Genomic DNA, 15261 nt, shown 5'->3' with positions numbered 1-15261 from the left:
CTGGAATTTTTAAAAGTTAAACATTATCCTCTTTTTGTATTTCAGTATCCTTTTCATTTACCAATTTTGATTCCTCTCTATTTTCCCATTTTTTACGTTCAACAATATAATAGATTAAAGGCACCACAATTAAGGTTAATAAAGTTGAAACAATAGCTCCTGCCACTAATGAAATGGCCAATCCTTGAAAGATAGGGTCAAACAAAATAATCGAAGCACCAATTACTACCGCACCTGTGGTTAACAAAATAGGTGTGGTACGCACAGCTCCTGCCTCAATTATAGCTTGTTTCATAGGAATACCATCATTTAAACGAATTTCTATAAAGTCTATTAACAAGACGGAATTTCGAACCATTACACCCGCTAATGCAATCATACCAATAAAAGAAGTAGCTGTAAAAAAGGCACCTAATAACCAATGTCCTAAAACAATACCCACAAGTGATAAAGGTATAGCTACCATCATAACCATTGGTGTTTTAAAGTTTTGAAACCAACCTACAATAAGCATGTATATCACAATAATTACCACTAAAAATGCTGCACCTAAATCGCGGAAAACTTCTAATGTAATTTGCCATTCTCCATCCCATTTTACTGTAAAATCACTTTCATCGGAAGGTTGATCCATATACAATTCGTTCACTTTATACCCTTTTGGCAGGTTCATTTTTTGCAACTTCTCGTTCATACCTAAAATGGCATATACCGGACTTTCCAATGCTCCTGCCATATCTGCTAAAACATATACGACTCTTTTTTGATCTTTACGATAAATGGTATTTTGCAAGGTATCTGTTTTTACTTTTACCAAATCACTTACCGAAACTACATTACCTTGATTACCTTTTACCTTTAAATTTTCGATATCTTGTAATGATGTTTTATCAGCATCCTCTAATGATAACACAATGCCTACTGGATCATTGGAACGTTCATCATATAAATTAGACACAGGCATTTCTCTCAATAAATAAGTAAGATTACCCACTACTTGTTGCGGAGCAATTCCATTCAACATGGCTTTTTCTCTATCCACTTCTAATTTATATTCCACTTGAGGAGCTTCTACCATCCAATCTGTATCCACCACATCATTTGTAGTTTCTAAAATTGTTTTCACCTGATTGGCTACTTTAATTTGCTCTTCATAACTAGGGCCATATACCTCAGCTACTAAAGTAGATAAAACGGGTGGCCCTGGTGGTACTTCTACAATTTTAACATTGGCTCCATATTTTTTTGCAATCTTTTGTACTTGCGGACGCACTATTTTAGCAATGTCATGACTTTGCAAATCTCGATCTTCTTTGTGTAATAAATTCACTTGAATATCTGCCATATTACTTCCTCCACGCATATCATAATGTCTTACCAAACCATTAAAAGTAATGGGTGCTGAAGCTCCAATATAATTTTGATAATCTACCACTTCTGGAATAGTAGAAAGATACTGTGCTATCTCTTTTGTAACGGCTGCTGTTCGTTCTAAAGTAGTTCCCTCAGGCATATCAATTACTACCTGAAATTCATTTTTATTATCGAAAGGCAACATTTTAACCGCTACTGATTTTGTAAAAAACATAACCACAGATCCTAATAATAAGAAAATTGTAATTCCAAACATTAGATTTCTCTTCATGGAACTGTCTAATAGCGGTTGCTCTACTTTCTTATAGATTTTAAATATCCAGCTTGTTTCTAAACCATGTTCTGCTTTATGTTCCTGTTCGTCTTTCTCTTGTAATAAATGATATCCTAAATAAGGCGTAACTGTTAAGGCTACAAATAAAGACAACATCATCGCGATTGAAGCCCCTATAGGCATCGGACTCATATAGGGTCCCATCATTCCTGACACAAATGCCATCGGTAAAATAGCAGCAATAACGGTAAAGGTTGCTAAAATGGTTGGATTTCCTACTTCATTTATGGCATAAATAGCCGCCTGTTTGAATGGTAATCGCTTCATTTTAAAATGTCGGTGCATGTTCTCGGCAATAATAATACTGTCGTCCACTACAATTCCTACTACAAATACTAATGCAAATAGTGTGATTCGGTTTAAGGTATAACCTAATAGGTAATAACTAAATAATGTGAGGGCAAAGGTTAAGGGAACTGAAAAGAAAACTACCAATCCACCTCTCCAACCCATAGCCAGCATGACTAGAATGGTAACTGCTAATATAGCTACACCTAAATGCATTAATAACTCCCCTACTTTATGAGAAGCCGTTTCTCCATAATTACGAGACACTTCAACATGAACATCTGTAGGTATTAAATTCTTTTTTAAATCCTCAACCTTTACTAAAATTTTATCAGCAATTTGCATGGCATCAGCTCCTTTCACCTTAGCTACTGAAATGGTTACTGCTGGATATTCTGATTTGTATTTTTCAAACTGATCATTGGCTTTACCATAACCAAATGAAACATAATTTTTAGGTGTTTGAGGTCCGTCTTGAATGCTTGCCACTTGTTTCAAATACACTGGCCTATTTTGATTGACTCCAATCACTAAATTTTCAACATCTTCTGAAGTGGTTAAAAACTGACCTGTAGTAACTAAATATTCGGTATCATTTTGTACAAAATCACCTGATTGTGCACTTCCATTATTGGCTTGAATCATTTGCATAATACTTAAAGCATCTACTTTATTTTCAGCCATTTTATCTTTATCTAACACCACTTTTAATTCGCGTGTTCTTCCTCCTATTTCTTTGGTAATAGCAACATCTTTTACTTTTTCAATTTCTGAGGTTACTTCCTCTGCTATTTGACGTAATTGAAAATCATTGTAATTTTCACTCCAAAGTGTTAATCCTAACATGGGAACATCGTCTATTGATCGGGTTTTAACCATTGGCTGATAAACGCCTTGTGGAAACATATCGCGATGCTTCATTAATTCGTCATACAGTTTTACATAGGAATCTTCACTATTTTCTCCTACATAGAATTGCACTACCATCATGGCTTGACCATTCATAGCCATACTGTGAATATGCTCCACTCCTTTGATGTTGCCTATGACTTTTTCTAGAGGTTTAATTACTCTACTTTCTACTTCTTTTGGACTTGCTCCTGGATAGCCCACCATAACATCGGCCATGGGAACATTTATTTGTGGTTCTTCTTCCCTTGGAATTAAGAACGAACTGTATGAGCCAATAATCATCAACGCTACCATTAATAAAATGGTTAGTTTTGAGTTAATGAAAAAATGGGCTATTTTACCTGATATACCTTCTTGCATAATCTTAATGTGTTAATTTATTAATGTAGCAATGTGTTAATGTGTTAATGTGGCAATGTGCTAATGTGTCAATTAGTTAATTATCAAATTGATTTATTGGCTAATTGTCTTATTGACATATTGATTAATTGGCTAATTGAATTTTTGCTCCATTATACAATTTTCCATCTGCAGAAAGAATGTAGGCTTCCTCTGCAGCTAATCCGGATAAAACCTCAACTTGGTTTCCATAGGTTTTTCCTATTCGCAACCATCTTAGTATGGCTACATTTCCTTCTCCTACAGTATAAACACCTGTTAACTGACCTTCTCTTACTAAAGCACTTTCTGGCACCAAGACCGTAATTGTTTCTTTAACTGCTTTCTGTTTTTCTATAGGAAATTGCACATTTACAAACATTCCTGATAAAATTTTCGCGTCGCTTTTTTCTAAATCAATTTTCACTAAGTATTGTCCTCCTGTATTTTTAGCTGACAAACTTACTTCGCTTACTTTTCCATCTACTTCTATACCAAGCGATTTCACCGAAACTTTTACTTTCATACCGTTTGTTATAGCGGCAATATCACTTTCTGAAACCATAGCTGTTACTTGTAATTTTTGTACTCCTTCAACGCTTACTAGTGGCATTCCAGGATTAGCCATATCGCCTTCTTTTATAAAAGTATTAGTTACCGTACCACTAAAAGGGGCAGTGATGTTTGCATAGGCAAATTGGGCATTAATCTCATTGCGCATCTGTTTCGCTGCTTCCAAACCGGCTTGAGCCATTTCAAAACGGGAAGTCATGTCGTCTAATTCTTTTTGAGAAGCACTTTGTTGTGCAAACAAATTGGTAAAACGCTCATAATCCTTTTTAGCGTTGTTGTAAGCCGCAGTGGCTTGAATAATTGAAGCATCGACTTGTGCTTTTTTGGCTTGTAAATCGGTATTGTTGATACTTACCAATAATTGCCCCGCATTTACTTTTTGTCCTACTTTTACATTGACTTTGGTTACATAACCCATCATTCTTGTACTTAAGTTGGCACTACTTTCGGATTCTATCTTTCCACTAGCCGAAACATACGGATGGATATCATTTGTACTTTTACCTGCTACTTTTACAGCAATGGCTGATGTATTGTTTACGGCTTCTTTTTTATCACTTCCACAAGAAACTAGGGTAAGTGTTGTTGCTATAATTAGGGTTGTTATCTTTTTCATTTTTATATTGTTGTATGTTAACTGTTCTCTGTTTTCGGTTGTCTGTTTTCGGTTGTCTGTTTTCGGTTGTCTTGTCCGTTTTCTGTTTTTTGTTTCTTCCTAAAGTTCTTACGTCACTTCGAGTGCGAAGCGTATCGAGAAGTTTTTCTTTCTATTTTTTGTTCTCGATACATTTTTTATTCCATTGCATTTCATAAAAAACACTCAAACTGACAGCTTTACTCCGTTAAAAATCTCAAATACTCTTTCGTGAAATTATATTCGAAAACGGCTTGCAGGAATTCTAGTTCTTTTTGAGCCATTTGCGTTTCAGCCATGAGTAAATCGGTTGTTTTTTCTAAGCCTTGTGTAAAACGATTTTGACGAATTCTAAAGGCTTCTTGCGATTGTTCAAAAGCTAGTTGCGACAAGTGGACTTTGTTTTCAGCATCCGTTAATTGACGATTGGTTTTGTTTATTTCTAGTTGACTTTGTTTTTTGTATTGTTCGGTCTCTATTTTGGCTTTATTAAAATCGGCTTTGGCTTTTTGGGTTTTACCCATGTTTTTATAGCCATCAAAAAGATCCCAAGATAATTGTGCTCCTACTAAATATCCTTTGGCACTAGTTCCTAAAAACTGACGATCATATAATTGATAATTTCCAAAGGCATTCAATCTTGGTAAAAAGCCATATTTTGAAGACTGAACCATTTTTTGGTAGGCTTCAGTAGATTTTTCCATGGCTTGAATATCTTTTCGCGACGTATTCAAACCTGTTTCTATCTGTTCCAAAGTGATTTCGTTCGCTAAAGGTTCAGCAGGTTCATATATTTTACCATTGGTCTCTTCATTTAAAAGAAAAGCCAAATAATCGGACGCATTTTTCACATTACTTTTAGCATATTGCAATTGGTTGGTTATTTCATTTACACGTACTTGCACATTGAGTAAATCGGTTTTTTGAAGCAAGCCGTTTTTAAAATAGTTTTCAACCATTTTTAAATTGCCTTGTGCAGTTTCGTTTGCTTTTTCTAAAACCGTAACGGCTTTGTAAGCCAGTTGCAGTTGCATGTAAGCTTTGGAAACTTCTAAGATCAAATATTCTTTGGTTCTTTCGGTTTGCAATTGGAAAGCATCCATTTTTGCTTTTGCTGCCTGTCTTCCTAATAACCCATCGAGATTCACCAAAGGTTGTTTCACTTCGATAACCGTTGCAAAATTTTGTGTTTGCTCTGGATCATTCAATAATGCTGGATTAAAATCGGCTTGGGTTAAGATCTCCTGATTTAATTTGGAACCAAATGCCATTAATGGATTCGTAGTAACGATTCCTGTATATGACACATTTACATTAGGTAAAAATAAAGCATTCGATTGACGATAATCGGCTTTTGCAGATTGATAAGAAGCTTCAGCAGCTAACACTTGTAGGTTTTTTTCTGAGGCTTTTTGAACTACTTCTTCTTTTGAAATAGTTAATGTCTCCTGACTCAAAGCCACTTTACTCAAAAGGAGTATTCCTGTAAAGGAGAACCATTTTATTTTCTTCATTGCTATTTTGTTCTTAATTTCTGAAACAAAAGTACAATGGCAAAATGGCCCATTTGGTAACCAAAGTTACACAACCTTGTAACAAGAGTTACACTTTTAAATTATAAAACACTGAAAATCTTTTATTTAAACCGCAATTCACAATTAATAAGCTGAATTTAATTGGGTTGAAATGGAACTCGATTACTCGTTCTATGCAATCGATTCATAGAACTTTTTATTTGACACAGTGTTCTGTTTAATTGATACATAATTAACTGTATTGGTTACATAGTTAACAACGCTAAATTTGGTTAGAATATAATTTAAAAAGCTAGTTCTTGATACAATTTTAAAAATGGCTTATATATTAAATAAAAGATTATCTATTAATTAACTCTTTCATAAATTAATTCAGAATTCCCACATGAAATATAAGTTCTTCCATTTTGAGTTTCTTCTCCTAAATGCATCGTGTGCAATAAATTTGAATCTCTTGATTGGAAGGACCAAATTAATCTATCAGAAAATACAAAGCCTATGAATGAAGGAAATAGTTCTTCATTATCGTAATATCTAATGATTTCTTTTTTTATAAGCTTCCTTATTCCAGAAACTTTTTCTTGATCAAAAAATAAGATTTCATTCTCTTTAATTACAACTATTTTCTCAATAGCTTTTTTTTCATCTATTTCAGTGAAACCCCAATTACTTCCAGATTTTTTTAATTTCCATTCTCCTTGAATATTGTCTAAAATTTCTTTTCTAACCAATATTTTTAAGGAATCTGATTTTTTCAAGGCTATTTTTCCTAATTCCGATTGACGATCTTTATTGTATACATTAAAGAGTTTCACCATAGATTTCGCTCTGTTAGAATCATTCATTTCAGCAATAGTTTCTTTATACCATCTCTGTTGCTTATTTTCTGATGATTCTTGACTCAATAAATTTAAATGTGAACTTAAATAAATAAATAAAAGAAAGGATTTTCCCATTATGTTTTATTTTTTAGTCTTTTATAATTAATCATTTTGCTTAAAAATTATAGCTAGTTCTCTATACATTTTTTACTCCTTTTCATTTCGTAAAAAACACTCGAACTGACGGAATGCTGATTAATTGCGTTTGTTTTGAAAAACGTAATTTTGTTTATTTAAGGAAAGAGATTTGCTATTTAAGAATCGCCTTTATTTGCTTTTCTAAATCTTTTATTCCTTTAAATCCTTTAAAATTCAACTCTTTCCTAGTTACTTTTAATTCACTAATTAATTCTAGAACGAGTTCCAAAGGTTCTGCTTCAAACCCAAACATGTTTTGATCAAATTCCGTTCCAATGATAAGTCCGTCATGATCCATACCAATACACCAATTTTCTATAAATTCCACTAAAGGAATTTCAGCAATTTTATAATTGGACCATTCTTCTTTTATACAAGATTTTGCCAAAGCTATATCAGACCAAAAGCAAATAATACCAATGGGCTCCTCATCGTAGTTAATATAATTATTTGATGTAGAAGTTGCGTATCCTTCTGTATCTTTTAGGGTGTAAACAATAGAAGATTTACAAACGTTTTTTATAAATTTTTTATATTGTTTCTCTATTAAAATGGAGTCTTGAAGCATTTATCTTATTTTATGTAAAGATAGTTAGAATGGTTTATTATTTTACTAAAAAAGTAGATGAGAATTTTTACAAAAGCTTCTCGATACATTTTTTATAAAATAGCTATTCGCATTTTATAAAAATCACTCGAAATGACGGAGTGCTGATTTAAAACCATATTACATCCGCTTTGTTTGCTGTTCTAGAGTGAGAGTTCTCGATACATTTTTTACTCCATTGCATTCCCGTAAAAAACACTCGAACTGACGGAGTGCTGGTTACAAAAACAGTACCTTATCAGCAGGTCAGTTCGAGGGTTTTTGTGTAGAGAAACGAAACAAAAATGTATCGAGAACTTAAAATTTCTTCTTTGCTAAATTAGGTAAGTCATCAAATTCACCTAATATTAAAGCTTCTTTTTTTGCTCTTGACCATTTTTTTATTTGCTTTTCTTTTTGAATTGCAATAGTAATATCGGTAAACTCTGCATAGAAAACTAATAAAATTGGCCTCCTATTAAAAGTATAACAATCTTGAAAAATACCATTTTCATGCTGAAAAATACGTTGTGAAAGATTGCTTATAACTCCTGTATAATAAGTGTTATCAGAACATTTTAATATATATACATAAGAAGCTTCCATCAATATTTTTTTAAGTAAATTCTCGATACATTTTTTACTCCATTTCATTACGTAAAAAACACTCGTACTGAAGGTGTGCTGATTTAAATATATATTACATTCGTTTTCTTTTCTGTTATTGGTTCTCGATACATTTTTTACTCCATTGCATTCCGTAAAAAACACTCGAACTGACGGTGTGCTGGTTACAAAAATAGCACATAAAACCACTTTAGCAGCACGTCAGTTCGAATGGTTTTGTGCAAAGAAACGAAACAAAAATGTATCGAGAACTCATTTTAATTACTACACCGTCAGTTCAAGCGTTTTTAATTTTATAACTATATTAAAAAACTAATTTGTTATTAGAACATGTTGTATTGTGCTCTATTTTTTATCTTTTCATTACAACTATAGTTCCTCCATCTGCCATCCATTTATGTAAATAACTATAATTTTTATCAGCATAAATAGTTACCCCTGTTATCTCGTCTATACTATCAAAATGGAATGTCTTAATATCTACAATATCCTTTAATTCAGTAATGCTATCAATACCATTTTCTTTATAAACAAAACATGTATCACAAAACACCTCTTTTATCCAGATATCATAGGTGTTTTCAACATCTTCATTATTTAAAGACTTGAGATAAAGATTTCCGTTGGCATCAGCATACAAATTATCCCTAATAAATTGATAACCTGAATTATTACAAGCTATTAGTAAAATAAAAAAAGTAAAAAATAGATAATGCTTTATTTTCATAATACTTAAAAGGTTATATTTTTTACTTTAAACTCATTATTATTTCATTTAAGTTTTCTATATAGGGTTCACCAATTTCTTTATTTTCATTGTTTAATTTTATTGCTTCCGCAATGATGGTTTCCAAACTTAAATCGAGTGATTTTAAAACATCTGTCCAAAAATTTTTTCTCTCTAATTCAGTATGACAAGGCCCATTTACATTATTTCTTAATCGTTCAGGATCGATAATTAACAAATCATTATAGTCTATTCCTATTGCTTTTGCTTGTTGTTCTAACTTATCTCTTCCTTCCCAATTATCAAACCAATGTTCTCCGTAATCATTATCCAAAGTAAAAAAACGTCCAATCCAAACCACTTCGTTCCATTCATTTAAACCTAGTTGGTTTGCAATTCTTTTATATTCGGGTTCAACTATAAAACAATCTAATTGAGGAATAAACTTAAAAATCTTCATAATTTGATTTTATATTTTGCTCGTTTTTATGCAATCACAAAACTAACCTTTAATTTTCTAAAAGCTACCAAATTGTAATTCTCGAAACATTTTTTAAAATAGCTATTCGCTTTTTATAAAAATCACTCGAACTGACGCAGTGCTGGCTTAAATTTTTATTACATCCCTTTTGTTTACTGTTATGAGTTCTCGATACATTTTTTACTCCATTTCATTTCGTAAAAAACACTCGAATTGACGCTGTGCTAATTACAAAAATAATAGATAAAATTACATTAACGACTCGTCAGTTCGAGTGGTTTTGTGTAGTGCAACGAAACAAAAATGTATCGAGAACTCATAAAAGATTTCAATATAAATCTACTTTACTTCTTTATCTGCGCTTTAATTTGTTCGAAATACTTCGTATAATTCCCATAATCGATATGTTGGGTAATGCGATTATTTTCGATAGTGAGAATGGTTACAAAAGGAATGGCTACAAGAATGGTTTCATTTGTTTTTTCCTGAAACCAAGCATTGGGTAAAACACATTCAAAAGTAGAATTGATAATGGTATGATTTCCTGATGTAAAGATTTTTTCGATAACGAAATTCACGTAAGGAGGTTTGTCGTTTTTAAATTTGTCTTTAAAAACCGTTTTGAAGAATTGGTACACGTTTTCTTTTCCATCAAAAACAAAATCTTGTTCAAAAGCTGCTTTGGCTGTAGGATCTTCAAAATGAACCGCATCTGCATAAAAGGTTTTCATGGTATCAAAATCCCATTTCCCATAAGCTTGCATATACGCTAAAGCCAATTTTTCATTTTGACTTTCATTGGTTTGCCCAAAGGAAAGCGTAGAAAGAATAAGTAGTAACGTTAGGAATAGTGTTTTTTTCATTATATAATTCCATTTATATTAAAATCCAGCATCAATTCGTTTTTGCACATCGTAAACTTCTTCGTTTAAAAAAATTTTGTGATGTTTTGGCTCTTTAGAGGAATAAATTATTTTATAAAACCTACCTATAGTTTTTTCACCTCCATAGCCGTGTAAGTTTTCACTACTTTTAAATTGTTTTCCTTGAAACATAAAAACATAATAATAACGATTAAAACTTCTATTCTGCTTATAATCATAAACATAGGCAACCGAAACCACTTTATTCGCTTCTATATCCTCATTGAATTCTTTTTCCTGTTTTTCTTTTAGATAATACAATAATATAAAAAAAGTTAGTAAGAGAATAAAACCGATAGTTTGTTGTCTATTTTCTTTCATTTTTCGAATAAGTTTAAAATGCATTTCCTGAATTGAATTCCGTTTTACAACTAGATTTTTTTTAGCCAATTAATCCATTTATTCTGTAAAGAAACTAATTCTTCTTCTGTAGAATACATTGATACTGAACCAAAATTTTCACCAGAAATAATAGTTAACAATCGGTTTGCTCTTCCCGCTATAGTAAATAAATCATCTTTAGAGATCGCTCCATGACCATATCCTTTCATATCTCCACTTTCTATTCTTTCCCAAATAATTAAATCAGCACTATTAATCAAACCAATTTCTTTCTTATTTGTTATTCTTTCAATTAAAGGAATAATAATCTCATTATAATTATAAGCTATCCAATATTCTGCGATAAAAAGATACCCATATTGTTTATCATTATCAATCTTATCTAAAATAAAAGTTGCCGAATATTTTTTAATCTCCTCTTTTTTGTTAGGAAATAGTAATTCGTATTCTTTTTTCTGTTCATTTACAGCTTTTATAAATTGCTTTGAAAATTTAGGATTCTTTGGAAATTCTAATAACAATTCATCTACTTGAGCAAAAGATAAATGGGCTGTAATTAGTAATAAAATATTTATTTTCTTCATGTTATTATATTCATAAATTATTAAAAACAAAAAAACTAGCTTATTTCTAAACTAGTTTTTATATAAGTAAGCAAGATACCAAATTACAGTATATAATCGGTATTAATGAAATTACTTTTTTTACTGTCTAATAATTCTTGCAAAATGGCATTGTTATAGTCGTTATCTTTTGACGCAACAAAAGTTCGTATCGAAAACGAGCGCAACGCATCATGAATACTCAAGGTTCCTACAGCAGAATCTTTTCTTCCAGTAAACGGGAAAACATCTGGACCTCTTTGGCACGAACTATTTAAATTAACCCTACACACTAAATTAACTAAAACATCGATTAGCGGTGCTACTGTGGTAATGTCTTTTCCAAAAAGACTCACTTGCTGGCCATAATCGGAAGCTGCCATATCGTCTAAAGGCTCTTGAATGTCTTTAAAAGTTAAAATAGGTACTACAGGTCCAAATTGTTCTTCGTGATACACTCTCATGGTTTTATTTACAGGAAACAAAACTGCTGGAAAAATATAATTTTCCATGCGTTCGCCTCCTCTTTCGTTGATAATGGTCGCACCATTTGCTTTAGCATCATCAATTAATCCTTGAATATAATCGGGTTTATCCGGTTCTGGAAGTGGTGTTAAGAATACATTTTCTTCCCAAGGATTACCAAATTTTAGTGCATCTACTTTGGCTGCAAAACGTTTGTTGAATTCTGCTGCAATCGATTCGTGTACATAGATAACTTTTAAAGCTGTACAACGTTGTCCGTTAAACGAAAGTGACCCTGTAATACATTCGGAAACGGCTAAATCTAAATTCGCATCAGGTAAAATGATGGCTGGGTTTTTGGCTTCCAAACCTAAAATCAAACGCAATTTGTTTTTATTCGGATGTAAATCTTGTAAGGCAATCGCAGATTTACTATTTCCGATTAAAGATAAAACCGTAACCAATCCCGATTTCATAATGGGTGCCGCCACTTCTCTACCGCGTCCGTATAAAATATTGATTACCCCTTTTGGGAACGAACTTTGGAACGCTTGTAACAAAGGAGCTAATAATAAAACACCAAATTTTGCCGGTTTAAACAATACGGTGTTTCCCATAATTAAAGCTGGAATCAATAAAGAAAACGTTTCGTTCAAAGGATAATTATAGGGACCCAAACACAAAACCACACCTAGCGGACTCCTTTTGATCATGGCATTAATCCCTTGCACTTTCTGAAAGCGATTCCCTTCCTGATTTAAGGCTTTGTAATCTTTTATCGTGTCATAAATATATTCTACGGTTCGATCAAATTCCTTTTCGCTATCGGGTAAGGTTTTCCCAATTTCCCACATTAGTAATTTAACCACTTCCGTACGCGTTTGCTCCATTTGTTTTACAAATTGCTCCATGCATTTGATACGATCTTGTACTTTCATGGTAGGCCAATCACCCTGACCATTATTATAGGCTCTGTGTGAAGATTCTAAAGCAGCTAAAGCAGCTGCTTCATTCATATTGGGTACAGAACCCAATAAAGTAGGTTGGTAATTAGTTGTTGTAGAAATGGAAGAATATACCTCAGCGGTTTCTCCTTCCCAAATTTTAAGTTCGCCGTCTAGCAAATAGTCTTTCTGATGCCAAGGTTGTTGCAGTTGTATTTTTTCTGGAATTGTTGTCATTTTATTTGTTTTTATTTTATTGTTCCAATGCTTTTCTATACAAAAAAAGCTACTATAAAATTCCAACTATTTAACGGAAGAACCAAACTTTTTCAACTGAAATACAATTATTTGACGCATTATTATTGATAATTTAAAAAATGAAATACTTCAAACGTTTTCGCTTTAATAGAATAAACTATCTGTAAAGATTTCTTTCTGCGATTTTAAAAAGTGCTGCCATTTTTTGAAAATTATTATTATTTGATGGAACTGAAAATAAATGTCCAAAAGGAGAAAAATAATGAATTACTGTTTTGTTTTCTTTTTTTAGAATTAAAATATCCAATTTAGGATGATTTTCGACCAATTTACATTGTTGGAAATAGCTTTCCTTTTCTAAGTTTTGAAATGAGCTCAGCATATTTTTTTTATCGTCTTTACTAATATTAACCCTCTTTTCAGAATTTTTCCATTTCAGTTTAGCTAAAAAATCGGCATCAAAATCAATAGTAAAAAATGTTCCGTGTTCAAATCCTGAAGTATATTGATAATGCAACAACCCATTTCTTATTCTTTCAAATTGAGAAAATTCAGTTGCAAAAAAAGAATCAGTCTCAAACTCTTTATACATTTCCTTTAGAGTATACTCATTGGAGAACTTCACAATTTCACAATCATTAATAGTTTTTGGTTCTATAATTTCTTGTTTGGTTTTACACGAAATGAACATTATAATTACGAAACAAATACATCTGCTATACATACAAGGAAGAAGTTTATGTTTTAAAAATAGATATTAATTTTACATTAGGTAATTAATTAACAATTATTTATTGCTTTTCACGTTATATATTTTCAAACAACAACCATGAAAAAAACAGCCCTAAACTACTTCAAAACAGTAAGTTATTGTTTTGTAATTCTAGTATCTATAGCTTGTTCCAAAGACAATGAGGAAGAAGGCATTGAAGTACACAACCCTTTAGAAAACCCACAAGATGGACCACCGGCCGGAAATCCAAATGGCAATTCCCCCATTCCTGTAGGAGCAGGAACAGAAAGTGTTACTAATCCTGATGTCGTAGTCGGCAATGGAACACCTGAAAGTTGTACCTGTGATGCCGTTGTTGCTGCGGTTGCACAAGGAGGAAAAATTACTTTTAATTGCGGACCCAACCCTGTAACTATTGTTATGGATCGACCGGCACGTGTTTTTAACAATGCAAACCCTGATGTTGTAATTGATGGCGGTGGGTTAGTTACTTTAAGTGGTGGAGGTACCACTCGCATTTTATATATGAATACCTGCGATCCTGATTTAGTTTGGACGACAGACCATTGTCAGAATCAAGATCACCCAAGAGTTACGGTTCAAAACATTACTTTCGCAGACGGTCATAATATGGATACGGGTTCTTCTGGTGGTGGTGCGGCGATTTGGGCAAGAGGCGGACGTTTAAAAGTCGTTAATTGTCGTTTTTTCAACAATCGATGTGTAGGCACAGGTCCGGATGTAGGTGGTGGTGCTATTAGAGCCTTTAGTCAATACAATAGTTTACCCATTTATGTCGTGAACACCACTTTTGGTGGTGGCAGTATTTATGGAAATAGCGGTTCCAATGGTGGAGCTATTAGTAGCATTGGTACCTCTTGGATGATAATTAATAGTCTATTCTCATATAATAAAGCCATTGGAAATGGTGGTAATCCTGCACAAATTGGCACACCTGGAGGAGGAAGTGGGGGCGCTATTTATAATGATGGAAACGAAATGACGCTAACCATTTTAGGTAGTTTAATCGAACAAAATGAAGTAAATGCTTATGGCTCTTCAATTTTCTTTGTAAGCAATAATCATACAGGAGATATTCGAATTGATAATTCTACCATTCGAAATAATATTGGAGGTTCTTGGTATCCAGTATATCCGAGTATATCCATGCATGATGACACACCTATTGTTGTGACGAACTCAACTATTCAATAGTTATTCTAATTCAATGCACGTATAATTGAAGCTACTAAATAGTTCGCAAACTGTTTTAGAAATATTTTTTTCGGCCACAATTCGTAGAATATTATCACAATCTTCAAGATCGAAATTCCATCTTTGAATGTCTTGTATTTCATTTAAATTTTTAGAAATACTTTTAATTTGTTTTTTATCTTCAATTGAAGTTTTGAAAACGTAAACCATGATTTGTGCTATTTTTTATTTGCTTGTACAAATCTAAAATCAATTAGTGACAACAGTATGTCATGAGAAAATTTATTTTGAAAATAAAATTTTATTCTATT

General features: G+C 32.4%; 15 protein-coding genes. 1 reads left to right on the top strand and 14 read right to left on the bottom strand.

Going from position 1 to position 15261, the window contains the following annotated elements:
* Positions 1–16: 16 nt before the first annotated feature.
* From HALO113_RS11025 to HALO113_RS10965, 13 genes are all read right to left on the bottom strand, one after another.
* On the bottom strand, positions 17–3268 hold the full coding sequence (locus tag HALO113_RS11025; protein WP_159779067.1) for an efflux RND transporter permease subunit: 3252 nt from the start codon (positions 3266–3268) through the stop codon (positions 17–19).
* A 124-nt stretch (positions 3269–3392) separates the two neighbouring features.
* Positions 3393–4475 carry an efflux RND transporter periplasmic adaptor subunit gene (locus HALO113_RS11020; protein WP_159779066.1) on the bottom strand — a complete coding sequence of 361 codons (1083 nt, stop codon included), beginning with the start codon at positions 4473–4475 and terminating at the stop codon, positions 3393–3395.
* Between the two features lie 218 nt (positions 4476–4693).
* Complete coding sequence (locus HALO113_RS11015) at positions 4694–6007, bottom strand: TolC family protein (protein WP_159779065.1); 1314 nt, start codon at positions 6005–6007, stop codon at positions 4694–4696.
* A gap of 368 nt (positions 6008–6375) precedes the next feature.
* Complete coding sequence (locus HALO113_RS11010) at positions 6376–6984, bottom strand: hypothetical protein (protein WP_159779064.1); 609 nt, start codon at positions 6982–6984, stop codon at positions 6376–6378.
* Between the two features lie 175 nt (positions 6985–7159).
* On the bottom strand, positions 7160–7615 hold the full coding sequence (locus tag HALO113_RS11005) for a DUF2750 domain-containing protein (RefSeq protein WP_159779063.1): 456 nt from the start codon (positions 7613–7615) through the stop codon (positions 7160–7162).
* Between the two features lie 336 nt (positions 7616–7951).
* Positions 7952–8239 carry a GIY-YIG nuclease family protein gene (locus tag HALO113_RS11000; protein ID WP_159779062.1) on the bottom strand — a complete coding sequence of 96 codons (288 nt, stop codon included), beginning with the start codon at positions 8237–8239 and terminating at the stop codon, positions 7952–7954.
* A 373-nt stretch (positions 8240–8612) separates the two neighbouring features.
* Complete coding sequence (locus HALO113_RS10995) at positions 8613–8987, bottom strand: hypothetical protein (RefSeq protein ID WP_159779061.1); 375 nt, start codon at positions 8985–8987, stop codon at positions 8613–8615.
* A gap of 22 nt (positions 8988–9009) precedes the next feature.
* Entirely contained in the window at positions 9010–9447 is a 438-nt protein-coding gene (locus tag HALO113_RS10990) for a hypothetical protein (protein ID WP_159779060.1), read from the bottom strand.
* A 365-nt stretch (positions 9448–9812) separates the two neighbouring features.
* The gene (locus HALO113_RS10985) at positions 9813–10331 is read right to left on the bottom strand and encodes a nuclear transport factor 2 family protein (RefSeq protein WP_159779059.1); all 519 of its coding nucleotides are present in this window, start codon (positions 10329–10331) and stop codon (positions 9813–9815) included.
* An 18-nt stretch (positions 10332–10349) separates the two neighbouring features.
* Positions 10350–10712, bottom strand: coding sequence for a hypothetical protein (locus tag HALO113_RS10980; RefSeq protein ID WP_159779058.1), 363 nt, complete (start codon positions 10710–10712; stop codon positions 10350–10352).
* A 50-nt stretch (positions 10713–10762) separates the two neighbouring features.
* A complete protein-coding gene (locus HALO113_RS10975; protein ID WP_159779057.1) occupies positions 10763–11317 on the bottom strand; it encodes a hypothetical protein in 555 nt (184 codons plus the stop codon).
* A gap of 83 nt (positions 11318–11400) precedes the next feature.
* Positions 11401–12981, bottom strand: a complete 1581-nt coding sequence (locus tag HALO113_RS10970; RefSeq protein WP_159779056.1) for an NADP-dependent glyceraldehyde-3-phosphate dehydrogenase — start codon at positions 12979–12981, stop codon at positions 11401–11403.
* A 178-nt stretch (positions 12982–13159) separates the two neighbouring features.
* A complete protein-coding gene (locus HALO113_RS10965; RefSeq protein ID WP_159779055.1) occupies positions 13160–13594 on the bottom strand; it encodes a hypothetical protein in 435 nt (144 codons plus the stop codon).
* A gap of 237 nt (positions 13595–13831) precedes the next feature.
* Here HALO113_RS10965 and HALO113_RS10960 point away from each other — a divergent pair, with 237 nt between their 5' ends.
* Positions 13832–14950: a hypothetical protein gene (locus HALO113_RS10960; RefSeq protein ID WP_159779054.1), complete on the top strand. Its 1119-nt coding sequence runs from the start codon at positions 13832–13834 to the stop codon at positions 14948–14950.
* On the opposite strand, the gene HALO113_RS10955 is transcribed toward HALO113_RS10960, so the two are convergent.
* Entirely contained in the window at positions 14951–15160 is a 210-nt protein-coding gene (locus HALO113_RS10955) for a hypothetical protein (protein WP_159779053.1), read from the bottom strand.
* Positions 15161–15261 lie beyond the last annotated feature (101 nt).

The organism is Flavobacterium sp. 9AF (assembly GCF_902506265.1).
GTDB lineage: Bacteria > Bacteroidota > Bacteroidia > Flavobacteriales > Flavobacteriaceae > Flavobacterium.
Note: the sequence above shows the minus strand (reverse complement) of the source record. Positions and strands in the feature narration are given on the sequence as shown.